The organism is Xanthomonas sp. NCPPB 1826, assembly GCF_056725285.1.
This window is the reverse complement of sequence record NZ_CM161521.1, coordinates 1,744,205-1,768,824: the sequence shown is the minus strand read 5'-3', so window position 1 is coordinate 1,768,824 and position 24,620 is coordinate 1,744,205. Positions and strand designations below refer to the sequence as shown.

Annotated in this window: 20 protein-coding genes and 1 tRNA gene; 9 read left to right on the top strand and 12 right to left on the bottom strand. The window is 65.9% G+C overall.

Annotated features, from left to right (window positions below; genetic code table 11):
- Window positions 1-188 precede the first annotated feature (188 nt).
- Window positions 189-1,706 (bottom strand): fumarate hydratase, encoded by a 1,518-nt coding sequence (locus tag AC1PLA_RS07650; protein WP_481105909.1) that lies wholly within the window; start codon window positions 1,704-1,706, stop codon window positions 189-191.
- Between the two features lie 255 nt (window positions 1,707-1,961).
- On the opposite strand from AC1PLA_RS07650, the gene AC1PLA_RS07645 reads away from it, so the two are divergent.
- Complete coding sequence (locus tag AC1PLA_RS07645; RefSeq protein ID WP_481105908.1) at window positions 1,962-3,842, top strand: ABC transporter ATP-binding protein; 1,881 nt, start codon at window positions 1,962-1,964, stop codon at window positions 3,840-3,842.
- A 199-nt stretch (window positions 3,843-4,041) separates the two neighbouring features.
- Complete coding sequence (locus AC1PLA_RS07640; protein WP_481105907.1) at window positions 4,042-4,821, top strand: ferredoxin--NADP reductase; 780 nt, start codon at window positions 4,042-4,044, stop codon at window positions 4,819-4,821.
- A gap of 131 nt (window positions 4,822-4,952) precedes the next feature.
- On the opposite strand, the gene AC1PLA_RS07635 is transcribed toward AC1PLA_RS07640, so the two are convergent.
- Window positions 4,953-5,441 carry a glutathione peroxidase gene (locus AC1PLA_RS07635; protein WP_104645083.1) on the bottom strand — a complete coding sequence of 163 codons (489 nt, stop codon included), beginning with the start codon at window positions 5,439-5,441 and terminating at the stop codon, window positions 4,953-4,955.
- Window positions 5,442-5,882: 441 nt separating this feature from the next.
- Here AC1PLA_RS07635 and AC1PLA_RS07630 point away from each other — a divergent pair, with 441 nt between their 5' ends.
- Window positions 5,883-8,081, top strand: a complete 2,199-nt coding sequence (locus AC1PLA_RS07630; protein ID WP_481105906.1) for a M3 family metallopeptidase — start codon at window positions 5,883-5,885, stop codon at window positions 8,079-8,081.
- Window positions 8,082-8,178: 97 nt separating this feature from the next.
- On the opposite strand, the gene AC1PLA_RS07625 is transcribed toward AC1PLA_RS07630, so the two are convergent.
- From AC1PLA_RS07625 to AC1PLA_RS07615, 3 genes are all read right to left on the bottom strand, one after another.
- The gene (locus AC1PLA_RS07625) at window positions 8,179-8,679 is read right to left on the bottom strand and encodes a MarR family winged helix-turn-helix transcriptional regulator (RefSeq protein ID WP_039520389.1); all 501 of its coding nucleotides are present in this window, start codon (window positions 8,677-8,679) and stop codon (window positions 8,179-8,181) included.
- 66 nt (window positions 8,680-8,745) lie between these two features.
- A complete protein-coding gene (locus tag AC1PLA_RS07620; RefSeq protein ID WP_039528199.1) occupies window positions 8,746-9,591 on the bottom strand; it encodes a DUF3298 and DUF4163 domain-containing protein in 846 nt (281 codons plus the stop codon).
- Window positions 9,592-9,639: 48 nt separating this feature from the next.
- Window positions 9,640-9,924: a GNAT family N-acetyltransferase gene (locus AC1PLA_RS07615; RefSeq protein ID WP_481105905.1), complete on the bottom strand. Its 285-nt coding sequence runs from the start codon at window positions 9,922-9,924 to the stop codon at window positions 9,640-9,642.
- A 216-nt stretch (window positions 9,925-10,140) separates the two neighbouring features.
- On the opposite strand from AC1PLA_RS07615, the gene AC1PLA_RS07610 reads away from it, so the two are divergent.
- Window positions 10,141-10,341, top strand: coding sequence for a hypothetical protein (locus AC1PLA_RS07610; RefSeq protein WP_481105904.1), 201 nt, complete (start codon window positions 10,141-10,143; stop codon window positions 10,339-10,341).
- Between the two features lie 141 nt (window positions 10,342-10,482).
- Here the strand turns inward: AC1PLA_RS07610 and AC1PLA_RS07605 are convergent, their stop codons facing one another.
- Window positions 10,483-11,091 (bottom strand): rhomboid family intramembrane serine protease, encoded by a 609-nt coding sequence (locus AC1PLA_RS07605; protein ID WP_104594812.1) that lies wholly within the window; start codon window positions 11,089-11,091, stop codon window positions 10,483-10,485.
- A gap of 7 nt (window positions 11,092-11,098) precedes the next feature.
- Window positions 11,099-12,664: a POT-type proton-dependent oligopeptide transporter gene (locus AC1PLA_RS07600; protein WP_167704307.1), complete on the bottom strand. Its 1,566-nt coding sequence runs from the start codon at window positions 12,662-12,664 to the stop codon at window positions 11,099-11,101.
- A 291-nt stretch (window positions 12,665-12,955) separates the two neighbouring features.
- On the opposite strand from AC1PLA_RS07600, the gene AC1PLA_RS07595 reads away from it, so the two are divergent.
- From AC1PLA_RS07595 to AC1PLA_RS07580, 4 genes are all read left to right on the top strand, one after another.
- Complete coding sequence (locus AC1PLA_RS07595) at window positions 12,956-14,725, top strand: M14 family metallopeptidase (protein ID WP_481105903.1); 1,770 nt, start codon at window positions 12,956-12,958, stop codon at window positions 14,723-14,725.
- 123 nt (window positions 14,726-14,848) lie between these two features.
- Window positions 14,849-17,086, top strand: a complete 2,238-nt coding sequence (locus tag AC1PLA_RS07590; protein ID WP_481105902.1) for a beta-glucosidase family protein — start codon at window positions 14,849-14,851, stop codon at window positions 17,084-17,086.
- Window positions 17,087-17,228: 142 nt separating this feature from the next.
- Window positions 17,229-17,315: transfer RNA gene (locus AC1PLA_RS07585), tRNA-Leu, on the top strand.
- 171 nt (window positions 17,316-17,486) lie between these two features.
- Window positions 17,487-18,389 (top strand): DUF2884 family protein, encoded by a 903-nt coding sequence (locus AC1PLA_RS07580; RefSeq protein ID WP_481105901.1) that lies wholly within the window; start codon window positions 17,487-17,489, stop codon window positions 18,387-18,389.
- Between the two features lie 21 nt (window positions 18,390-18,410).
- On the opposite strand, the gene AC1PLA_RS07575 is transcribed toward AC1PLA_RS07580, so the two are convergent.
- The 5 genes from AC1PLA_RS07575 to AC1PLA_RS07555 all read right to left on the bottom strand — a co-directional run bounded on the left by AC1PLA_RS07575 (window position 18,411) and on the right by AC1PLA_RS07555 (window position 23,611).
- Window positions 18,411-18,647 (bottom strand): hypothetical protein, encoded by a 237-nt coding sequence (locus tag AC1PLA_RS07575; protein WP_481105900.1) that lies wholly within the window; start codon window positions 18,645-18,647, stop codon window positions 18,411-18,413.
- A gap of 221 nt (window positions 18,648-18,868) precedes the next feature.
- A complete protein-coding gene (locus AC1PLA_RS07570) occupies window positions 18,869-20,449 on the bottom strand; it encodes a DHA2 family efflux MFS transporter permease subunit (RefSeq protein WP_024938907.1) in 1,581 nt (526 codons plus the stop codon).
- A 6-nt stretch (window positions 20,450-20,455) separates the two neighbouring features.
- Window positions 20,456-21,649, bottom strand: coding sequence for an HlyD/EmrA/EmrK family protein (locus AC1PLA_RS07565; RefSeq protein ID WP_047125658.1), 1,194 nt, complete (start codon window positions 21,647-21,649; stop codon window positions 20,456-20,458).
- Between the two features lie 10 nt (window positions 21,650-21,659).
- On the bottom strand, window positions 21,660-23,147 hold the full coding sequence (locus AC1PLA_RS07560; RefSeq protein WP_181142528.1) for an AdeC/AdeK/OprM family multidrug efflux complex outer membrane factor: 1,488 nt from the start codon (window positions 23,145-23,147) through the stop codon (window positions 21,660-21,662).
- 23 nt (window positions 23,148-23,170) lie between these two features.
- Window positions 23,171-23,611 (bottom strand): MarR family winged helix-turn-helix transcriptional regulator, encoded by a 441-nt coding sequence (locus tag AC1PLA_RS07555; protein ID WP_481105899.1) that lies wholly within the window; start codon window positions 23,609-23,611, stop codon window positions 23,171-23,173.
- 123 nt (window positions 23,612-23,734) lie between these two features.
- Between AC1PLA_RS07555 and AC1PLA_RS07550 the strand changes: the two genes are divergently transcribed.
- A complete protein-coding gene (locus tag AC1PLA_RS07550) occupies window positions 23,735-24,586 on the top strand; it encodes an AraC family transcriptional regulator (protein WP_481105898.1) in 852 nt (283 codons plus the stop codon).
- Window positions 24,587-24,620: the final 34 nt, after the last annotated feature.

Below are 24,620 nucleotides of genomic sequence, written 5' to 3'. Positions count from 1 at the left end.
TCCTGAGGGTGCCGGCATGTACGCCCCGAGCATAGCCCGTTCCTGTTGGGCCGTCCCGCCACCCTACGTGAGACACGCATGCAGGCGTTTTTTCCAACACATAGGCAGCGCGTGCGAACAGCAGGCACGCGCAGCGCCCAAACTGAAAACGGCGACGCAGTGCAAGTGCGTCGCCGTTCCAGGGTTACTTATTCCACCACGACCGGAATCTTGCCGATGCGCGATTGCCATTGCCGCGGGCCGGTCTTGTGCACCGATTCGCCGGTGGAATCCACCGCCACGGTGACCGGCATGTCCTTGACCTCGAATTCGTAGATCGCTTCCATGCCCAGGTCTTCGAATGCGAGCACGCGTGCGGCCTTGATCGCCTTGGACACCAGATAGGCCGAGCCGCCGACCGCCATCAGATACACGGCCTTGTTGTCGCGGATCGCCTCGATCGCCGCATCGCCACGCTCGGACTTGCCGACCATGCCCAGCAGGCCGGTCTGCTCCAGCATCTGGCGGGTGAACTTGTCCATGCGCGTGGCGGTGGTCGGGCCGGCCGGGCCGACCACTTCATCGCGCACCGGGTCGACCGGGCCGACGTAGTAGATGAAGCGGTTGGTGAAGTCGACCGGCAAGGTTTCGCCCTTGTTGAGCATGTCGATCATGCGCTTGTGCGCAGCGTCGCGGCCGGTCAGCAGCTTGCCGTTGAGCAGCACTACCTCGCCCGGCTTGAAGCTGGCCACTTCCTCACGGGTGATGGTGTCCAGGTTGACCCGGCGCGCGTTGGTCGGGTTGTAGGTGAGCTTGGGCCAGTCTTCCAGCGACGGCGGGTCCAACATCACCGGGCCGCTGCCATCCAGGGTGAAGTGCGCATGGCGGGTGGCCGCGCAGTTGGGAATCAGCGCCACCGGCAGGTTGGCCGCGTGGGTCGGGTAATCCTTGACCTTGATGTCCAGTACCGTGGTCAGGCCGCCCAGGCCCTGCGCGCCGATGCCGAGCGCGTTGACCTTTTCGTAGAGTTCCAAGCGCAGCTCTTCGGCGCGATTGGACGCGCCGCGCGCCTGCAGGTCGACAATGTCGATCGGCTCCATTAGCGCTTCCTTGGCCAGCAGCATGGCCTTTTCGGCGGTACCACCGATGCCGATGCCGAGCATGCCCGGCGGGCACCAGCCGGCGCCCATGGTCGGCACGGTCTTGAGCACCCAGTCGACGATGGAGTCGGACGGGTTGAGCATGGCGAACTTGCTCTTGGCCTCCGAACCGCCGCCCTTGGCCGCGACGATCACTTCGACATGGTGGCCGGGCACGATCTTGGTGTTGACCACCGCCGGGGTGTTGTCGCGGGTGTTGGTGCGCTTGCCGGCCGGGTCGGCCAGCACGCTGGCGCGCAGCTTGTTGTCAAGGTGGTTGTAGGCGCGGCGCACGCCTTCGTTGACCATGTCTTCCACGCCCATGGTGGCGTCGTCCCAGCGCACCTGCATGCCGATCTCGAGGAACACGGTAACGATGCCGGTGTCCTGGCAGATCGGGCGATGGCCTTCGGCGCACATGCGCGAGTTGATCAGGATCTGCGCGATGGCGTCCTTGGCCGCCGGCGACTCTTCGCGCTCGTAGGCAGCGGACAGGTTCCTGATGTAGTCGACCGGGTGGTAGTAGCTGATGTACTGCAACGCGTCGGCGACGGACTGGATGAGGTCTTCCTGCTTGATCGAGGTCACGGCTGGCTCTACGGCTGGCGGGGGCAATCCGGCCATTTTAGTCGAAACTCCCGGCGTGTCCGGGCGTTGCGTCAATCGAGGCAATTGATCAGGCCTGCGATCGCACGCGGGGGCTGCCCCCGCGGTATTGGCGCGCTACAGGCAAGCGACCACGTTGCTTGCACGCGTGCAGTCGGCAGCGGCGCGCCAATGCCGCCGTGGGCGCGGCGCACCTCCAACACCCCGCGCCGACGCGTGGCGCTGCACACTAAGCCGATGTCAGCCTCCCGTTCCGGCGCCTCTGCGCCTGCCGCTCCCCGTACCGGCCCTACCCTGCGCGAGCGCCTGGATGCGCTGCGCAACCTCCCGCCCTTCCTGCGCCAGATCTGGCAGACCAGCCGCTGGCTGAGCGCCAGCAGCATCGGCCTGCGCGTGCTGCGCGCGTTGATGCCGGTGGCCTCGTTGTATATCGGCAAACTGATCATCGACGAGGCCATCCACCTGGTCGGTCAACCGCCGGCCTTCGACTCGCTGGCGCAGGCGCTGGGCAGCGGCCGGCTGAACCGGTTGCTGGAATTGCTGGCGCTGGAACTGGCCCTGGCGATCGGCTCGGACCTGCTCGGCCGGCTGGTCGGCTACGCCGATGCCTTGTTGTCGGAGCTGTTCAACAACGCCGCCAGCGTGCGCCTGATGGAGCACGCCGCGCAGCTGGATCTGGAGGACTTCGAAGACCCCGACCGGCAGGACAAGCTGGATCGCGCGCGGCGCCAGACCATGAACCGCATGAACCTGATGAGCCAGCTGTTCGGCCAGGTGCAGGACGCCATCACCGTGGTCAGCCTGGCCGTGGGCCTGGTGGTGTATGCGCCGTGGTTGATTCTGCTGCTGGCGATCGCGCTGATCCCGGCCTTCATCGGCGAGGCGCATTTCAATGCGCTGGGCTATTCGCTCAACTTCCAGTGGACGCCGGAGCGGCGCCAGCTTGACTACCTGCGCCAGGTCGGCGCGAGCGTCGAGACCGCCAAGGAAGTCAAGATCCTCAACCTGCACCGCTTCCTGATCGCGCGCTATCGCCGGCTGGCCGACAAGTTCTTCCAGGCCAACCGCGCGCTGGCGCGCAAGCGTGCGTTGTGGGGCGCATTGCTGGCTGCGCTGGGCACCCTGGGCTACTACATGGCCTATGGCTACATCGCCTGGCGCACCGTGCGCGGCGATTTCAGCATCGGCGATCTGACCTTCCTGGCCGGCAGTTTCCTGCGCCTGCGCCAGTTGCTCGAAGGCCTGCTGATCGGGTTCTCGCAGGTCGCCGGCCAGGCCTTGTATCTGGACGATCTGTATTCGTTCTTCAACATCGTGCCGGAGATCCGCTCGCGCCCGAACGCGCTGCTGGTGCCGCGACCGATCCGCCAGGGCTTCGTGTTCGAGGACGTGGGCTTCCGCTACCCGGATGCCGAACAGTGGACGGTGCGGCATCTGGATTTCGAACTGCGTGCCGGCGAAGTGCTGGCGCTGGTCGGCGAAAACGGCGCCGGCAAGACCACCCTGGTCAAGCTGCTGGCGCGGCTGTACGACCCGGACGAAGGCCGCATCCTGCTCGATGGCCGCGACCTGCGCGACTACGACCTGGACGATGTGCGCGCCAACCTGGGCGTGATCTTTCAAGACTTCGTGCGCTATCACCTGAGCGTGGGCGAGAACATCGGTGTCGGCCAGGTCGATGCGATGGACGATGTGCCGCGCATCCGCGCCGCTGCGCAGCGTGCGATGGCCGGCGAGCTGATCGACAGCCTGCCCGATGGCTACGACCAGCTGGTCGGACGCCGCTTCAAGAACAGCGTGGACCTGTCCGGCGGGCAATGGCAGAAGATCGCCATCGCGCGCGCCTACATGCGCGATGCGCAGCTGATGATCCTGGACGAACCCACCGCCGCCCTGGATGCGCGCAGCGAGTTCGAGGTGTTCCAGCGCTTCAAGGAGCTGTCGGACAACCGCACCGCGGTGCTGATCTCGCACCGCTTCTCCAGCGTGCGCATGGCCGACCGCATCCTGGTGCTGGCCGCGGGCCGCATCGAGGCCAACGGCACCCATGCCGAACTGATGGCCCAGGGCGGGCGCTATGCGGAGCTGTTCGAGTTGCAGGCGGCGGGGTATCGGTGAGGCCGGGATTGGGGAGTCGGGATTGGGGATTTGCAAGAGCAGATCCTGGGTTCTGGACGCATCGGGCTCGCGGATGAGCCGGCAGCTCTTACCAATCCCCAATCCCGACTCCCCAATCCCGGCACCCAAATGAGAGCCTCTCTCATTTGGCCGGCTTGAGGTAGAATTGCCGGGTACTCTTCCCACGACACTTACCGGTATGTCTTCCGCTTTCGGCGCCGAAACGGTGCTTGAGGTCCGTCACTGGACCGATGCCTACTTCAGCTTCACCACCACCCGCGATGCCGGTTTCCGCTTCGAGAACGGGCAGTTTGTGATGATCGGTCTGGAGACCGAGACGCGGCCGCTGCTGCGCGCTTACTCGATCGCCAGCGCCAACTGGGAAGAACACCTGGAGTTCTTCAGCATCAAGGTGCCGGACGGTCCGCTGACCTCGCGGCTGCAGCACATCCAGCCGGGCGACAAAGTGCTGGTTGGCAAGAAGCCCACCGGCACGCTGCTGATCAGCGACCTGCACCCGGGCCGCAACCTGTATCTGCTGGGCACCGGTACCGGTCTGGCGCCGTGGCTGTCGGTGATCAAGGACCCGGAAACCTACGAGCGTTTCGACAAGGTGATCCTGACCCAGGGCGTGCGCTTCGTGCAGGATCTGGCCTATCGCGACTACTTCGAGCGCGAGCTGCCGCAGCACGAATTTCTCGGCGACATCCTGCGCGAGAAATTGATGTACTACCCGGCGGTGACGCGCGAGGCGTTCGCCAACCAGGGCCGCCTGACCGAGCTGATGGCCGATGGCCGCATGCAGCAGACGCTCGGGCTGCCGCCGCTGGATCCGGCCAACGACCGCTTCATGATCTGCGGCAGCCCGCAGATGCTGGCCGACCTGCGCAGCTTGCTGGATGCACGTGGCTTCCAGACCTCGCCACGCATCGGCACGCCGGGGCATTACGTGTTCGAGCGTGCCTTCGTTGAGAAGTGATGCGGCGCGCGTGAGACGCCCGCGCGATGCGGCGTTTACGCAGACCGCGACGCCGGCATGCACTGTCGTAGGAGCGCACCTGGGCGCGATGAAGCGTTGCCGGTAATGCCTCATCGCGCCCAGGTGCGCTCCTACGGTTCAACTAACGCGCGCTCGATATCCGCTGCCAGCGCGTCCGGCTTGGTGGTCGGGGCGTAACGCTCCAGCACCGTGCCATCGCGGCCGATCAGGAACTTGGTGAAATTCCACTTGATCGCTTCCGATCCCAGCACGCCGCGCTGTTCGCGCTTGAGCCATTGCCACAGCGGATGCGCGCCGCTGCCATTGACCTCGACCTTCTCGGCCAGCGGAAAATCCACCGCGTAATCGAGCGAGCAGAACTGGCGGATCTGCGCGGCATCGCCCGGCTCCTGATGACCGAACTGATCGCAGGGAAACCCGATCACCACCAGACCACGCTCGCGATAGCGCTGCCACAGCGCCTGCAGGCCTGCGTATTGTGGGGTAAAGCCGCATTTGGAAGCGACATTGACCACCAGCACCACCTTGCCGGCGTAATCGCGCATCGAGCGGGGCCGGCCTTCCAGGTCGGTGAATTCGAACGTGGAGATGTCGCTCATGGCTGCCCTGAAGTGTGCGAGGTGGGCAGCGTAACCCAGCAGCCCGCGGTGTCGCATCGCGGTTGCCGAGCGCGTCAGCCGGGAGGGGCGGTTTTCAACGGACCCGTCGCCGCAGCCAGCTGACCCTTCCCGCTGGTCCCGGCCGTTGCCGGCCGCTGACACGGCACGCTACCGGCCAGCATCCGTCAGGCGGACTGATCGAGACCTCGCTGCCCGCCGAGCAGCCGGAATGCAGCCGAGTGGAACACGCCGCAGCGCATGCCGGCAGCGCCGGTCCGGCGGCTGCGCGCGCATGGTGTCATCGGTTCCTGCATCCGCAAGGCGAGCACCGCTCGTGCCCGCCTGATGGCATCGCAATGACCTTGCAGCCATGCCTTTTGTCACACGCCTGTCCGGCCCGGCTGGGGTAGCCTCGGCGGCTCGCACTTTGGAGCCACCCTCTTGACCACCCGTCTCGCCTTTGCCCTGGCCGCTTCCCTGGGACTTGCCATGCCGTCCTACAGCATCGCCGAACCTGCCGCCACGCAGGCCGCCACCCAAGCCAACCCCTTCTTTGCCGACAGCACGCTGCCACTGCACTACCCGCAGTTCGACAAGATCAAGGACAGCGATTTCGCACCCGCCTTCGACGCCGGCATGACCGAGCAGTTGAAGGAAGTGGAAAAGATCGCCAACCAGAAGGCCAAGCCGAGCTTCGACAACACCCTCATCGCGCTGGAAAAAAGCGGCGCCACGCTGGATCGCGCCACCACGGTGTTCTTCAACCTGGTCGGTGCCGACACCAACGACGCGCGCAAGAAACTGCAGGCCGACTATTCGGCGAAGTTCGCCGCGCACCGCGATGCGATCTCGCTCAATGGCAAGCTGTTCGCGCGTATCCAGACCCTGTACGACCAGCGCAGCAAGCTGGGCCTGGACGCCCAGGGCGTGCGCCTGGTCGAGAAGTACTACAGCGATTTCGTACGCGACGGCGCCAAGCTCTCCGATGCCGACAAGACCACGCTCAAGGCGATGAATGCCGAGCTGGCCAACCTGGGCACCACCTTCAGCCAGAACGTGCTGGCGGAAGTGAATGCCGCCGCCGTTGTCGTCGATGACGTCAAGCAGCTCGATGGCCTGTCCGAAGAGCAGATCGCCGCTGCCGCCGAAGCCGCCAAGGCGCGCAAGCTCGACGGCAAGTACGTGATCGCGCTGCTCAACACCACCGGCCAGCCGCCGCTGACCCAGCTGAAGAATCGCGAACTGCGCAAGAAGATCTACGACGCCTCGGTGTCGCGTGGCAGCCACGGCGGCCAGTACGACAACACCGCACTGGTGGCGCGCATCATGAAGCTGCGCGCCGACAAGGCCAAGCTGCTCGGCTTCCCGACCTACGCTGCCTATTCGCTGGAAAACCAGACCGCCAAGACGCCGGAAGCGGTCAACGCGATGCTGGGCAAGCTGGCACCGGCCGCGGTGGCCAACGCCAAGCGCGAAGCGGCCGATCTGCAGGCGATGATCGACAAGGAACAAAAAGCCGCGCGCAAGCCGAGCTTCAAGCTCGAAGCCTGGGACTGGGCCTACTACAGCGAGAAGGTGCGTCAGGCCAAGTACAACTTCGACGAATCCCAGCTCAAGCCGTACTTCGAGCTGAAGAACGTGCTGGAAAACGGCGTGTTCTATGCGGCCAATCAGGAATATGGCCTGACCTTCAAGCAGCGCACCGACCTGCCGACCTACCGCGACGACATCACCGTCTATGACGTGTTCGACGCCGACGGCAAGCAGCTGGCGATCTTCATCGCCGACATGTACGCACGCGAATCCAAGCGCGGCGGCGCCTGGATGAACTCCTACGTGTCGCAGTCGGCGCTGACCGGTTTCAAGCCGGTGGTCGCCAATCACCTCAACATCCCCAAGCCGCCGGCCGGCCAGCCGACGCTGCTGACCTGGGATGAAGTGACCACCATGTTCCATGAGTTCGGCCATGCGCTGCACGGCATGTTCTCGGACGTCAAATACCCGTATTTCTCCGGCACCAGCGTGCCGCGCGACTTCGTCGAGTTCCCCTCGCAGGTCAACGAGATGTGGGCCGACGAGCCGTCGATCCTGAAGAACTACGCCAAGCATTACCAGAACGGCACGCCGATGCCGCAGGCGCTGCTGGACAAGGTGATTGCCGCGTCCAAGTTCAACCAGGGCTTTGCCACCACCGAGTATCTGGGTGCGGCCATGCTCGATCAGAACTGGCACCAGATCAGCGCCAGCCAGGTGCCCGACGCCGCCGGCGTGATGGCGTTCGAAGCCAAGGCCCTGCAGCAGGACGGCATCGCCTACGCGCCGGTGCCGCCGCGCTATAAGACCCCGTATTTCAGCCACATCATGGGCGGTTACGCGGCCGGCTATTACGCCTACATCTGGTCGGAAGTGCTCGACGCCAACACCCAGCAGTGGTTCAAGCAGCACGGCGGGCTGAGCCGCGCCAACGGCGATCGCTTCCGTCAGACCCTGCTCTCGCGCGGCGGCAGCGTCGATGCGATGGAACTGTTCCAGAACTTTGCCGGCCATGCGCCGCAGATCGAGCCCCTGCTCGAGAAGCGCGGCCTGAGTGCGCAAGGCGGCGATGGCGCCACGCCGGAAGCGCCGCAGTCCAAGCCGTAATCGCACCGCGTTGAAACCAAGACGCCGCCCGGAGCGATCCGGGCGGCGTTTTTGATGGTCGCGATGAAACGTGCTGCGCGAGCCGCAGACGCCGCGCTCAGAGCTCGACCGAATCCACGCCGTCGAGCAATTTCCTCAACAGCTTTTCCAGCCGCACCTGCTCGGCATCGCTGATGCTGGAGGTCTCTGCATTGAGCAGCGTGCAGGCGTCGGGAAGCAGGCTGTTGATCAACGCCAGGCCTGCCGGCTGCAAGGTCAGCATGATCTTGCGCCGATCGTCCGGGCTGCTGCCACGCGCGATCAAGCCCTTCTCGCACAACTGGTCGGTGAGCCGGGTGATGTTGGCCGGCTTTTCGCTGGCGGCCTCGGCCACCTCGGTAGGCGTGATCGCCTGCTCCGGGGTGCCGTAGAGCATCATCAGAATCTCGTATTCCGGCGGGCTGATGCCGTATGGCTTCAGCCGCACACAACCCTGCGTATGCAGTCGCTTGTAGAGATGCTTGATCAGCCGCACCAGGACGGCTGGTTCACGCGGAAACGCCGGATAGCGCACACAGGTGTGGTCCACGCGACTTGCGGTTGGATCGAAACTACTCATATCACCCGTTTGATTACATTACTGAATGGCCAAGCCATTCAATCACATCATCTGCGGGGTGACACCTCAGCGTGCGAAGAGATGTACATATTCCGGCGCGACCGACGCCAACAATGTTGAGGCAGCGACCTCGGCCGTTTGCGTGCCATCCGAATACGGTCCCACCTGATACGGCGGAAACACGAACCGAAGCGCGGTGATCTGCCCGGCCGGATTGAGCACCGGCACGAACTGGGCAAAGTTGTCGACCTGCGCGGCAGTGCCTTCGGCAATCATGCGATCGGCCGAGGCCACCTGCTCGGCCTGTTCTGCGACCGGCACGCGATCGGCTTCCACGCGCTGGGTGGCGGCGTTGTGCAATTGCACGGCCACCTCGCGCCCGATCTTTTCCCAGCCTGCCGGGTCCGGAATCAAGGCCTGCGCGGTCAATTGCCTGCGCTCCTTGACCAGCCAGACGAAGCGCGCCACCAACGGCTCGCCATGCGCACCACCGGTATAGCGGCTGCCGTCAGCGGACACGACGATCAAGTCCGGGGTCTGCAATACGGTCTCGAACGCCAGTGACAATTCGTAAGGTGCGGCTGGCTTGTCGTTGCCGAGCCCGGACACCGCTTCCATGAGTTCGGCGCGTGCTGCCTGCGCATAGCTGCGGATCAGTCCGCTCAGCTCGGGAAACGCGTCCAGCCCACGCGGATAGCTGATACCCACCATATAGGCGGGTGCTTGCTCGATCACATCCTCCAGCGGGCCGCTTTGCACCAGCACGGGCTCGGCCGGCGGTGCCGCAGCAGCGGTTGCGTCAGCTGCCGGCTGTGCCGATTCGGCCGTTGTCGGCTCGCGCTGCGTACATCCTGCCAACACGGCCAGCATCAGCAAGCCCCGGACTGCGTTCACTCCTGACAACCGCCCCATTCCCACCTGCTCCCCATCGATACATCTGCAAAGACACGCTGCCGGCGATCAGGCCAGCAGATCCTGAAACTGTTGGTGCCGCCGGATATACGCCTCGGCGTAACTGCAGGCAGGCACGACCTTGTAGCCCTGCTGGCGCGCGTGGGCCAAGGCAGCCTCGACCAGCACTGCGGCAATGCCGCGTCCCCTGATCGCGTCGGGCACATGCGTATGCGTGATGGTCATGCGCTCACCTTCCAGACGGTATGCCAGCTCGGCACGTTGTCCATCGGTGTCTACGCTGAAGAGCTGCTGCGTGGAATCGTGGTCTGCCTGCACTGTCGCTGCCTCCATGGTGGTCTGCACGAGGCAGTGACGATGGCGAGCAGTGTGACCAGCGCGGCGCCGCGCCTGCGTGAAAATGAATCGATGCTGTGACCGCCCGCGCAGCCTGCCGGACCGGCACTTAAGTTCGCTCGCGCCGCGCCGATAGCTCAGCCGAAGGCGCCCGTTGCAAGCCGGGCCGGCGCGACCGCCGATGCCTTCGCCTTACCTACGAGGAGTCACCGCATGCACAACGATTCGGCAGGACACAGCGCAGACAGCGATAGCTCGCTGCTGGAAGGCCTGTTCCAGTTCGCCATCACGGGCGACACCCACAACCCCGACTTCGCGCAGCTCAACGACACGGTGTACCAGCGCCTGCAGCAGGCCTACGGGTCGGTGCCCACCGGCAGCGTCGCTGGCGACCAGAACCGCGACGCGGCCTGAGCCGGCATCGCATCACTGCCCAGGACCACGCGCGCACTCGCGAGGGTCATGGTCCGGTCGCCCAAGGCGGCCCGCTCTTCCCGACACCGTCGACCTAACCGCGCGTGCCCACCGGCGGCCAGCGGTCGGTTTGCCAACCGATCAGCCGAAACGCGGATTGGATAGCTGCTGCAGGAATACCTGCAGCACGCGCGGCTCCATGATCAGCATGAACATCACGCCGAACGCGGCACCGGCCAGGTGCGCGCTGTGGTTGATGCGATCGCCGCCGCGGCGGTCCATCCACAGGCTGTAGCCGACATAGAACACCGCGTAGATGATCGCCGGCGCCGGAATGAACAGCACCAGGATGATGGTCCACGGCTGCAGCAGGATGAAGGCGAACAACACCGCCGACACTGCGCCGGAGGCGCCCAGGCTGAGATAGTTCGGGTTCTTCTGGTTCTTCAGATAGCTGGGCAGGATCGAGACCACCAGCGCCGCCAGATAGAACAGCGGGTAGGTCAGCACGCTGCCGGTCAGCTGGGTCATCACTTTTTCGATCACCCGGCCGAAGAAGAACAGCGTGATCATGTTGAAGACCAGGTGGCCCAGGTCGGCATGGATGAAGCCGTAGGTGACCAGGCGGTCGTACTGCTTGTGCTTGTCCAGCGCCGGCGGCCACAGGACCAGGCGGTCGGCCAGCTTGCGGTTGTTGAACGCCATCCACGAGACGATGCCGGTGATGGCGATCAGGATCAGGGTAATCATGCGGACCTCAGGCAGAACGGTAATTGTCGACCATGCGATACCCGCGCGCGTACAGGCCGAAGGCCAGTGCCGCCAGGAACGCGAAGGCCGCGAAGAAGAACATCAGAAATGCCGCTTCGCTGAGCCCAGTATCGGCGATGTGGGAGGTCACCGTGGCGTTGCGCACTGCCACGTTCGACAGCAGCACCCATAGATTGCCCACCGTGGTGGTCAGATACCAGAAGCTCATCACCACGCCCTTCATCGACGGCGGTGCCTGGCTGTAGGCGAACTCGATCCCGGTAGCCGACACCAGCACCTCGCCGAAGGTCAGCAACGCATAGGGCAGGATCTGCCAGGCGATATGCATCGGCTCGCCGCCGTCCATGCTGATCTGGATGGCGCCGACCGCGATCCAGGCCAGGCCGCCGAAGGCGATGCCGCAGGTCATGCGGCGCAGCGCGGTCGGCTCCCAGCCGCCACGTCGCAGCAGCGGATACAGCACCAGATTGTTGAACGGGATCAGCAGCATCACCAGCAGCGGATTGAGCGCCTGCATCTGCGAGGCGGTGAACCAGGCCGGCATCGTCATCTCGCGCCCCTGCAGGACCCAGGTCGAGGCCTTCTGGTCGAACAGCGAGAAGAACGGCGTCACCAGCGCGAAGATCACCAGCACCCGCAGCAGCGCGCGCACGCCTTCGACCGCGGTATCGGGATGGGTGCCACGCGCACGCTCCAGCTGCCACCAGGTGCCGCCGCCGATGCCGGCCAGCAACAGCACCAGCGCCATGCACAGGCAGATGACGATGCCGAGCTGGTCGACCAGCGCGAAGCACGCCAGCGCCAGCAGCACCGAGACCACTGCCAGCATCAGGCCCGGGCGGCCCTGCCCCGGCGCCTGTGTCAGCAATGCGGTGCGTACCACCGCACCGAAGCCGTGCGGGTCCTTCGGCGGCAACGGCACCCGCACATAGCGCCTGCGGCCCAGCCAGAACACCAGCGTGGCCACGAACATCAGGATGCCCGGAATGCCGAATGCCCACGCCGGGCCCAGGTTCTTCAGCGCCAGCGGGATCAACAACGAGGCGAACAACGAGCCGAAGTTGATGATCCAGTAGAAGCCGTCGAACACCACCTTGGCCAGGTGCTTGTTGGACTGGTCGAACTGGTCGCCCATGAACGAGGCCACCAGCGGCTTGATGCCGCCCGCACCCAGCGCGATCAAGCCCAGCCCGAGGAAGAATCCGTTGCGGCTGCCTTCGAACAGCGCCAGGCAGGCATGCCCGGCGCAATACACCAGGCTGAACCACAGGATGGTGTTGTATTTGCCGAAGAAGCGATCGGCCAGCCAACCGCCGAGCAGCGGGAAGAAAAACACCCCGATCATGAAGCTGTGCAGGATGTGCTTGGCCTCGGCCTCGCGGCCGGGTCCGCTGACCTCCTGCAACAGCAGCGAGGTGATCAGGAACTGCACCAGGATGTTGCGCATCCCGTAGAAGCTGAAACGCTCGCAGGCTTCGTTGCCGATGATGAAGGGTATCTGGCGCGGCAGCCGCGCACCGGCAGTGGGGCCCGGCAAGGTGGAAGTGGTCAAGGGCAGTCCGGTCGAGCAGAAAACACGCGCTATCGTACCGGCGGCCGCCGGTTGGCCGCCATCGCGACCATGGGATAAGGCCTTGGATGCGCGCGGCATGCATCGACGCCGCTGCGCTCATTGCCGCCGTTGCGGTGCACCTGACACGTCCTCCAGCCCAGGCGTGCCGAAAAATGCTGTCGGTACGCCGCAACCACGCCGATCACACGCAAGTCATGACGCAGTGCAGATTGGCCTGCTGCGCCGGCTCGGCTACATTGCAAACGTTTTCCTGGAACACTGGACCGCTGGATGCCCCGCTTCACCCGCCTGGCCCTGAGCCTGTTGCTGCTGACCACCGCCCCTGCCGCACTGGCCGCCGACCCGCTGACCACCCAGGCCGAGCGCAGCGGGTTTGCGCAAACCGGACGCTACGATGAAGTCATCGCGCTCTGCGATGCCTTTGCGCAGCGCTACCCGCAGGCGGTGCGCTGCATCGAGTTCGGTACCACCCCGGAAGGCCGGCCGATGAAGGCGCTGATCGTCTCCACCAGCGGCGCACTGGATGCCGACAGCGCTGCGCAGCGCAAGTTGCCGGTGGTGCTGGTGCAAGGCGGCATCCATGCCGGCGAGATCGACGGCAAGGACGCGGGCTTTCTGGCCCTGCGCGAATTGCTGGACGGCAAAACCGGCAAAGGCGTGCTCGACAAACTGGTCTGGGTGTTCGTGCCGGTGTTCAACGTCGACGGCCATGAGCGCTTCGGCACCTGGAACCGGCCCAATCAGCGCGGCCCCGAGCAGATGGGCTGGCGCACCACCGCGCAGAACCTCAATCTCAATCGCGACTACCTCAAGGCCGACGCGCCGGAAATGCAGGCGATGCTGCGGCTGGTGCAGCACTGGGATCCGCTGATGTACGTGGACCTGCACGTCACCGATGGCGCCAAGTTCGAGCACGACGTGTCGGTGCAGGTGGAACCCGTGCACGCCGGCGATGCCACGCTGCAACGCGACGGCACGCGCTGGCGCGATGCGGTAATTGCTGACCTGTCCAGACAGGGCTCGCTGCCGCTGCCGTATTACCCCTCGTTCGTGCACGAGGACGACCCGACCTCGGGCTTTGCCGACGACGTGTCGCCACCGCGGTTTTCGCATGGCTATTTCCTGCTGCGCAACCGCTTCGGCATGCTGGTGGAAACGCATTCGTGGAAGACCTACCCGGTGCGCGTACGCGTCACCCGGAACGCCATCGTGTCGGTGCTGCAGCAGGCCGCGCGCAACGGCGTCAGCTGGCGCGCCGATGCGCTGGCGGCCGATCAGCGCGCCACCAGGCTGGCCGGCGAGATGGAGCCGTTGAGCTTCGCTGCCGGCCCGGCCGCACGCACCGTGGCCTTCCGTGGTTACGCCTACACGCGTACGCCCTCGCCGATTTCCGGCGCGTTGATGACGCGCTACGACGAGACCAGGCCACAACTCTGGAAGGTGCCGTTACGCGATCAGATCAAGCCGGACGTAGTGGTCGATGCGCCACGCGGCGGCTACCTGGTACCTGCCGCGCAAGCGGCGCTGGTGGCGGAGAAACTGCGCCTGCACGGCATCGCCTTCGACACCATCGCCACCACTGCCGCCCATCCGGTGCAGAGCTTCCGTGCCGACAAGGCCACGTTTGCCGCGCGCTCCAACGAAGGCCACCAGAACCTGGAGATCACCGGGCAATGGCGCGATGAAACCCGCACCGTGCCGGCCGGCTCCTTGTTCGTGCCGATCGCCCAGGCCAGGTCGCGCCTGGTGATGGCGATGCTGGAACCGCAGGCGCCGGATTCGCTGCTGCAATGGGGCGTGTTCAACACCGCATTCGAGCGCAAGGAATACATGGAGGACTACGTCGCCGAAGAGGTCGCGCGCGACCTGCTCGAGCGCGACCCGGCAGTGAAGGCGCAGTTCGAACAGCGCCTGGCCAGCGATGCGGCCTTCGCGGCCGACCCGAAGGCACGCTTGGAATTCTTCGCCCGCCTGCATTCCTCCTGGGACGAGCGCTACCGCCTGTATCCGGTGTTACGCACGGGACAGACGCAGTTCTGAGCCGGCACCCGCTTCCGGCAAGCACCTGATTCGGCGCGCACGCGCGCCTTTCGAACCTGGGCACTGCGGTGCCCTCCCCTGATTGCAACCGCACCACAAGGACCACCCGTGCCACACCTCGATATGAAACCGTTTACACACTCCAGGCCACGCCATCTCGCGCTGGCCATCGCCCTTGGCGTCAGCACCGCGTTTGCCGCCCCGCTCGGCGCACAGACCGCCGCCGCAGTGCAGCCGTGGATGGACACCGCGCTGACCGCGGACCAGCGCGCCAACCGTCTGCTCGCGCAGATGAGCGAGGACGAAAAATTCCAGATGTTGCGCAGCTACTTCGGCCTGGGCACCGACAAGATTCCCAAGCCCGAGGGCGCGTTGGGCTCGGCCGGCTATGTCCCCGGCGTCCCACGGCTGGGCATCCCGGCGCAGCAACTGGCCGATGCCGGCGTGGGCGTGACCAATCCCGGCGGCATCCGTAAGGGCGACTTCGCCACCGCGATGCCGTCCGGCCCGTCGGCTGCGTCGAGCTGGAATCCGCAGTTAGCCTATGCCGGCGGCAAGACCATGGGCCGCGAATCCTGGCAGCAGGGCTTCAATGTGCTGCTGGCCGGCAGCGTCAACCTGCAGCGCGACCCGCGCAACGGACGCAATTTCGAATATGCCGGCGAAGACCCGCTGCTGGCCGGCACCATGGTCGGCGAGTCGATCCGCGGCGTGCAGAGCGAGCACGTGCTGTCGACGATGAAGCACTACGCGCTCAACGACATGGAGACGCGCCGCAATTTCCACAGCGCCGAGATCGGCGAGCAGGCGATGCACGAATCGGACCTGCTGGCGTTCGAGATCGCGTTGAAGATCGGCGACCCGGCCTCTGTGATGTGCTCCTACAACAAGATCAATGGCATCTACGGCTGCGAGCACGATTACCTGCTCAACCAGGTACTCAAGCAGGAATGGAAATACCCCGGCTACGTGATGTCCGACTGGGGCGGCGTGCACAGCGGCTCCAAGGCGGCCCTGGCCGGGCTGGATCAGCAATCGGCCGGCGAAGTGTTCGATGCGGCGGTGTTCTTCGACGCACCGTTGCGCATGGCGGTGTCGGCCGGCGTGGTGCCGCGCGCGCGCTTCGACGACATGGTCAAGCGCGTGCTGCGCAGCCTGTTCGCGCATGGCGCGTTCGACCATCCCACCCAGCGCCAGCCGATCGACGGCAAGGCCGGGCAGCTGTCCGCGCAGCATGTTGCCGAGGAAGGCAGCGTGCTGCTGCGTAACGAGCAGGCCACCTTGCCGCTGTCCAGGGACGTGCGCCGCATCGCGGTGATCGGTGGGTATGCCGACAAGGGCGTGATGTCCGGCGGCGGTTCCTCGCGTGTGGACTACACCATCAACGGTGGCAACGCCGTACCCGGCCTCAACCCGACCACCTGGCCCGGCCCGGTGATCATCCATCCGTCCTCGCCGCTGCAGGCACTGCGCGCCGCGTTGCCGAACGTGCAGATCGATTATGTCGACGGCAAGGACCGCGCTGCCGCGGCACGCGCGGCCAAGGCCGCCGATGTGGCGATCGTGTTCGCCACCCAATGGTCGGCCGAATCGGTGGACCTGCCGGACATGCAATTGCCCGACAACCAGGATGCCTTGATCGAGGCGGTGGCCAAGGCCAACCCCAAGACCACCGTGGTGCTGGAAACCAATGGCCCGGTGCGCATGCCCTGGGCCGAGCGCGTGCCGGCGGTATTGCAGGCGTGGTATCCGGGCATCGGCGGCGGTGAGGCGATCGCCAACCTGCTGACCGGTGCGGTGAATCCTTCCGGCCATCTGCCGGTGACCTGGCCGGTGGACGAATCGCAGCTACCGCGTCCCTCGATCCCGGGCCTGGGCTTCAAGCCGGCTAAGCCGGGCGAAGACAGCATCGACTACGCCATCGAAGGCGCCAACGTCGGCTACAAGTGGTTCGCCGCGCGCAAGCTGACCCCGCGTTATGCGTTCGGCCATGGCCTGTCGTATACGCAGTTCCGCATGGGCGGGCTGCGCGTGGAAGCCAACGGCAGCCAGCTCACGGCGAACTTCGAGGTGGAAAACATCGGCCAGCGCGAAGGCGCCGCCGTGCCGCAGCTCTACGTCACCCTGCCCGACGGCCATGCCACCCCGCTGCGCCTGATCGGCTGGCAGAAGCTCACGCTCAAGCCGGGCGAAAAGCGCACCGTGCAGGTGATCGCCGAACCCAAGACGCTGGCCGACTTCGATGCCAAGGCGCGTCACTGGACGATTGCCGCCGGCACCTATCGCGTGCAGCTGGCGCGTTCGGCAAGCGAACCGGTGCAGAGTGCAGAGGTCAGCTTGCAGGCGGCGCAGCTGCCGTAATCCGGTGTGGTGGCGGGCATGCAGTGCGCATGTCCGCCACGCCGTCTTCTCCTTTCGCCAGCAGACACCGGCCACCACGAAAAATTTGTGCCGGATGCGTTGACAGCGTCGCGCGCAACTTGCACAATTCGCCTCCTGAGTCGCCCAGGTGGCGGAATTGGTAGACGCACTAGCTTCAGGTGCTAGCGGGGGCAACTTCGTGGAGGTTCGAGTCCTCTCCTGGGCACCACGACTCACGATAGATCGTAAAAAACCCCGCTCAGGCGGGGTTTTTTGCGTCTGGGCCATACGATTGCACGATGGTGTGTCGGCATCGGTGATGTCTGCAGATCGGCAGCGTCGCAAGGGTGCGGTGTCAGTGACTTTCGACACGCGACCAGCTGTTGCCGCTGTAGCGACCATGCACGACGCCTCAACGACGGCAGCACGCCCCATGCGCATCCTCCTCTGGCTTGCCCTGCTGCCGGCCGTTGTCAGTCCGCATGCACGGGCACAGCAGACCGACAAACACGATGCCCCGCGCCATCGCGCGCAGGTGTCTTCGCAGCAATGCGGTCTCGGCACACCATTCAACGTGCTCGCCGACAGCGGCGGCATCTGGCTTTACCGCGACAGCGATTGGCCACGCGAAATTTTCTTCCACGGCGGCGAACTGAGCATCGACCACAAGCTGCAGCAGACCAGCACGGCCGATGCACGACGCCTCTGGGAGATGGAACAACGCACCCGCGCATTGATGCCGCAGGTTGCCGGCATTGCCTATCAGGTGATCGACCTCAGTTACGACGCGCTCGGTGGTGTCATCGAGGTCATGACAGGCAGTGCACTCAACGCCCGCAAGATCGAACGGCTGCGTAAGCGCGCACGCGCGTATGTCGACGGCACCCTGGGTAGGGGGCGTTGGGAGCAGGAGGCCTTCGGCGGCAACTTCGCGAACTACGTCGAACACGAAGCCGAGCAATTCAAGGGCAGCATCGCGCGCCACATGCTCTGGCAGATCGTCACCGGGCGTTCGGACGGAATCGACAAACGCGCCCAACAGATGGAGGGCCAACTGGATGCAAGGCTGGATGCCCAGGCGTCCACCATCGAGGCCAACGCCAACGCGCTATGCACCCAGGTGCAAGCACTGCGTCAGTTACAGGACGCGCTCGAGTTCCGCTATCAGGGCAAGCGGCTGCAACTGCTCGCGCCCCAGGACGACACGCCGCGCCATGACACCGAGCATGACGAACCGAAGTCGGACAACGGCGACGCACCACCGAACCGCGCAGTCGAGCTGCAACCAGCAACAAACAGCTGAGACCTCACGCCCTCGGTCTGATCATTGTTTCCTGGGCGGGGCGGGCATGTCCTTGAAGCCCTTCCGGATGGCACTCGAACGGGCGAGATCTCCGCTTGCCTCATACGCCTCGGCAAGGCTGTCCAGCGCATTGCGGGACGCCGGAAACAGCAACACATTGAGCGCGAACACACGAATCGCCGCATCTGCGCCGGTCAAGGTTGCAGCGCCCTCACCGCTCCAAACGGTTTGCTGGTTGCTTTGCAAAGTGCTGCGCACACCAACCATCTCGACTGGCTCTTGCCCACCCACCGTCGCGGGACCTTACGCGGCATGGATGCCGCGTAAGAGCCTACACGGACGTACTTGCGGCGTGTCCCGCGAGGGTGGGCGGGCAAGAGCCCTGCAGCCAAGTCGCAGATCACCCGCTCTGCACTACACCGGCATGAAGTCGTTGTCTTAGCCGATGTTAGAGCGGCCAAGCGCCTTGTGACTCGCGCTCAATGCCCGCCCGCCGCCGCCGCGCCGCCCGCACCTGCGCCGAACGGTGGTTTGGCCAGCCACAGGAAGAAGATGATCGCCAGGAAGGTCCAGCCGAGCAGGTAGAAGATGTCGTTGAAGCCCATCTGCGAGGCCTGGTGGTTGATCATATTGTTGAGCGAGGCTGCGCCGCGTTGCAGGTCGCCCTGCCCCATCGCGGTGACCTGCTCCTGCATGCCCGGCGTATACACCGAGATGTGTTCGGTGATGTGCGCATGGTGCACCTGGGTGCGGCGTGCCCACAGATAGGTGGTCAGCGATGCGGCAAAGCTGCCGCCCAGGGTGCGCAGGAAGGTGGCCAGGCCGGAACCTGCCGCGATCTCGCGACCATCCAGGTCCGAGAGCAGAATCTGCAGCACCGGCATGAAGAACAAGGCCACACCTACGCCCATCACCAGCTGCACGGTGGCCACATGGCTGAAATCCACCTGCAGGTTGAAGTTGGAGCGCAGGAAGCTGGTGAACGACAGGAAGATGAAGGCGACGGTGGCGAGCATGCGCAGGTCGAAACGTAACGCGTACTTGCCCACGAATGGCGTCATCAGCACCGGCAGGATGCCGATCGGCGCGGTGGCAAGGCCGGCCCAGATCGCGGTGTAGCCCATGTCGCGTTGCAGCCATTGCGGAATCAGCAGGCTCACGCTGAAAAACGCCGCATAGGCCACCACCATCGCCAGTGTGCCGGCGCGGAAGTTGCGATGCCGGAACAGCTTGAGATCGACGATGGGATCCTTGTCGGTGAGTTCCCAGATCACGAACACCACCAGCGCCACGGCAGCGACGCAGGCCAGCACCACGATCTTGTCGGAAGAGAACCAGTCCTCGTCGTTGCCCAGGTCCAGCACCAGCTGCAGCGCACCGACGCCGACCACCAGCAGGATCAGGCCGATGTAGTCCATGCGCGGCTTTTCCAGCTGCTCGGGGCGATGGCGCAACTGCGAACCGACAATACTGCTGGCGATGATGCCCAACGGCACATTGATCAGGAAGATCCATTCCCAGCTGTAGTTGTCGGTGATCCAGCCGCCCAGGATCGGCCCGGCAATCGGCGCCACCACGGTGATCATCGCCAGCAAGGCGAGCGCCTGCCCGCGTTTTTCGCGCGGGTAGATCGACACCAGCAGGCTCTGGGTGATCGGGTACATCGGCCCGGCAACAAACCCCTGCAGCGCGCGCGACACCACCAGCATGCCCATGCTCTGGGCCAGGCCGCACAGCAACGAGGCCACGGTAAAGGCCAGCGTCGACCACACGAACAACTTGGTCTCGCCGAAGCGGCGGCTCAGCCAGCCGGTCAGCGGCAGGGCGATCGCGGTGCTGACCGCGAACGAGGTGATGACCCAGGTGGCCTGCTGCGAGCTGGCGCCGAGATTGCCGGCGATGGTCGGCAACGAGACGTTGGCGATGGTGGTGTCCAGCACCTGCATGAACGAGGCCATCGCCAGGCCCACGGTGCACAGCGCCACGCTCGCCGGGCGAAAGCCGGCAGCGGGCGCAGGTGCCGAGGGACCGCCTGGCGCGGTGGGAGCTTGCGAAGACATGCTGGCTTAGCCCGCCTTGGACGCAGCCTGCGCAGGCAGGTTGTCCTGGATGATGCGTTGGATGTCCGCGTCGGCGGCCTGCAACTGCTGCGCATACACGTCGGTGGAGAACACCGCGCCATTGGCGAACTTGGTCGGCAGCACGCTGCCCTGCTGGTCGTGCAGGTTGACGTCGACCTTCATCGACAGACCGATGCGCAGCGGATTGCCGGCCAGTTGCTTGGCATCGACCGCAATGCGCACCGGCACGCGCTGCACGATCTTGATCCAGTTGCCGCTGGCGTTTTGCGCCGGCAACAGCGAGAACGCGCTGCCGGTGCCCAGGCCCAGGCTTTCGATGCGGCCGGTGTAGTTCACGCCGCCGCCATACAGATCCGAATGCAGCTCCACTTCCTGGCCCAGGCGCATGTGCTTGAGCTGGGTTTCCTTGAAGTTGGCTTCCACCCACACCTGCTCCAGCGGCACCACTGCCATCAGCACGCTGCCGGGCTGCACACGCTGGCCCAGCTGCGCCGAGCGACGTGCCACGTAGCCGGACACCGGCGCGATGACGCCGGTGCGCGCATGGTTGAGATAGGCCTGACGCAGCTGCGCGGCGGCAGTCTGCACGTCCGGCTGGTTGGCCACCGCACTGTCGTCCACCAGCGCGCGGTTGCGTTCGAAGCTCTCGCGCGAACCGCTCACCGCCGCTTCGGCCGCGGCCAGTTCCTCGCGGGCATGCGCCAGTTCTTCGTTGGAGATCGCGCCGCTGGCGGCCAGATCCTTGCGGCGTGCGAAGTCGGCACGTGCGCTGCGCAGGCTCACCTCGCGCGATGACAGTTCGGCCTGCGCGCCTTCCACGCTGCGGTACAGACCACGCACCTGGCGCACGGTCTTGGCCAGATTGGCCTCGGCCTGCTGCAACGCGACCGCGGTGTCGGCCGGGTCCAGCTGCACCAGCAACTGGCCGCGCTCCACGCGCATGCCGTCTTCGGCGCCGATGCTGACCACGGTGCCGCCGACCATCGGGGTGATCTGCACTTGGTTGCCCTGCACGTAGGCGTCGTCGGTGTCTTCGTGCCAGCGGCCGACCAGGAAGTACCACACCACAAGACCGATGATCGCCAGGATCACCACAATGGCCACGATGCGCAGCGCCGCACGGCGCTTGCTGGGCGCGGCCGGCGCAGGTTGGGAAGAAGTTGGAGTCGTCTGGCTCATCGTCGCTGTCTCAGGAATTCGGTTGTGCGGAAGTGGTCGCGGCGTGTGCGGTATCGCGCGCAGGTTCCGGCGTGAATCCGCCGCCCAGGGCACGCTGCAACCTCACCGAGGCCAACAGTTGTTGCGATTGCAGGCTGGCCATGCGCTGGCGTGCGAGCAGCAGTTGCTCCTGCACGCTGAGCACTTCCAGGTAGCTGCCGATGCCGGCGCGGTAGCGCTGCTGCGCCAGTTCGAAGGCGGCGGTCACGGTCTGCACCGCGTCGTCCTGCGCACGCGCACGCTGCTCCAGCGAACGCACGGCGTTGACCTGGTCGGCTACCTCGCGCAGGGCGTCGATCACCTTCTGGTTGTAATCGGCCACCGCCAGGTCGTATTGCGCATCGCTGCCGGCCAGATTGGCGCGCAGCTTGCCGCCATCGAAGATCGGCAGGCTCAGCGCCGGCGCAACCACGCCGAACACCGAGGCGCTTTCCAGCAACTGGCCGACATCGCGATTCACCACACCGCCCAGCGCCGTGATGTTGAAACTGGGGTAGAAGCGGGTCTTGGCGGCGGCGATATCCTGATCGGCGGCCTCCACGCGCCAGCGCGCGGCGACCACGTCGGGGCGGCGGCCCAGCAGGTCGGCGGGCAGGTTGCTCGGCAGCTGCGTGGCGATGGCCGCCCCCAGCGTCGGGCGCGCGATCTCCAGCCCGCGATCCGGGCCCTGCCCGGCCAGCGCGGCCAGGGCGTTGCGGGCCTCGTCGATCTGCTGCTGCGCGGACTGCAGCTGCTGCTGCGCCGACGGTACGCGGGCCTGCGCCTGGCGCACCTGCAGATCGCTGTCGATGCCGGCGCCGCGGCGTTGCCGGGTGAGCTCCAGGGTCTTCTGCACGCGGGTCAACTCATCGTTGGCCACGTCGTGCAGACGCCATGCGTAGTCGAGCTGCGCATAGGCTTCGGCGATCGCCGCCGACAGGTTCAGGCGTGCCGCCTGTGCGTCCACCTCGGCCGCATGCGCCTGGTCCACCGCCGCTTCCCAAGTGGCGCGCTTGCCGCCCCACAGGTCCACGCCATAGCGGAAGTCCAGCACCAGTTGGCCGTTGCCGCCGAACTTGCCGCCGCGCTCATCGCCCACCATCGATTCGGGCAACTGCACGCCCGCATAGCCGCCGGACACCGACAGGCTGGGTCCGCGATCGGCCTGCGCGCTACCGATGCGTGCCTGCGCCTGACGCAGGCGCGCATCGGCCGCCGCCAGGCTGGGACTGTGCTGCAGGCCTTCGGCGATCAGCGCGTTCAATTGCGCATCGCCCAGGGCGCGCCACCAATCGCTGGCCGGCCAGGCGGCCGGGCTCAGGTTGGCCTGCGCGAGGGTGCGCTCGGCATGCAGCGCGCCCGGCTCCAGCATGGTGCCCTGCGGGGCAAGCCCACGGCTGCTGGCGCAGGCGGCCAGCGCCAGCGTCAGCGCAGTGAGGACGAGCGGCCGCGCAAGCTGCGTGGACCGCAGGCGCAGCATCTTGATCGGGGAACTAGCAGCGTTCATGAGTTGAGTGCATCGCGGACACGGATGAGAAGAGAGGTGAGTTGCTCGCGCTCGGGCGGGGCCAGATCGCGCAAGCCATACTCGATGGCGCGCTCGCCGCGCAGCTTCAGGCGCTCCCACAGCGCCACGCCCTGTTCGGTCATGACGATCTGCAGCGCGCGCCGGTCCTGCGCATGTGGCTCGCGTCGCACCGCACCGAGCGCTTCGAGCTTGTCGAGCAGGCGGGTGACCGCGCTCGGGGTCTGGTCCAGCGCCAGCGCCAGCTCGTTGGCCGTGCAGGGCGAGCGCACCGCCAGGATCTTCAGGCCGACGTAGTGGCTGAAGCCGAAGTCCGGCAGCTCGCCCTTCATTTCGGCATCGAGCTGACGCATCAGCGCATCGCGCACCTGGCGCAGCAGCAGGCCGAACGACGGCGAGGCGGTGGAGAGGTCATTCATGGCGGGCCATTTTCTTCCGAAAAATATATTTGTCAACGCAAATATTTCTAACGGGATTAAACCGCCAGCAAGGATCGCCACCTTACGCGCCTGCACCCCTGGCCTGGTAATACAATTGCGCCAATGACTGTCGAAAATCCGCCAACCACACGCGATGCCCTGCCGCCCGGCGTGCGCGACAGCTTCGAGTGGGCCGACGGACCGGAGGTGATCGCGTTCCTGGCCGACCTGCGCGCGGTATGGGCGCCGGAGACGGTTCGGCATGCGCATGTCCGCGGGCAGCTGATGTATGTCGAGCACGGCGTGCTGACGGTGCACACCGAGCAGGGAACCCTGTCGCTACCGCCGGGCTGCGCCGGCTGGATGCCGCCCGGCCAGCAGCACACCGTGGAACTGGCCGGGCCGCTGCGCGGCTGGGGCGTGGTGGTCCGGCCGGACGCTTGCGCCGCGTTGCCCGCGCAAGGCGGGGTGATCCGCCTGACCGGGCTCGCCCGCGAGGTGATCATGCGCGCGGCCGACTGGCCGCTGGGCCAGCCGCTTGCCCCCGCCCGGCAACGCCTGGCCGCGGTGCTGCTGGACGAATTGCACCAGGTGCAGATCGACCACCTGCACCTGCCGATGCCGGCCGACCGGCGGCTGCTGCGCATCGCCCGGCAGTTGCTTGATACCCCGGCCGACCCGCGCCCGCTGGACGCCTGGGCCGACTGGGGCGGGCTGTCGGCGCGCAGCCTGAGCCGGCATTTCCGCAGCGAAACCGGGCTGAGTTTCGCGCAGTGGCGGCAACAGGCCCGGCTGGCAGAGGCGCTGCGGCGGCTCAGCCAGGGCAGCCCGGTCGCCCAGGTCGCCGACCAGCTCGGATACAGCAGCCCCAGCGCCTTCGTCAGTGTGTTCCACCGCCATTTCGGCGCTCCACCCACGCGTTATCTGGCCGGCACGCATGCGCGCGGCTTGGCATCCCCCGCCGCATCCGGATAATCGGCGCTCTTCGAGCTCGCGCCAAGGCGCGGGC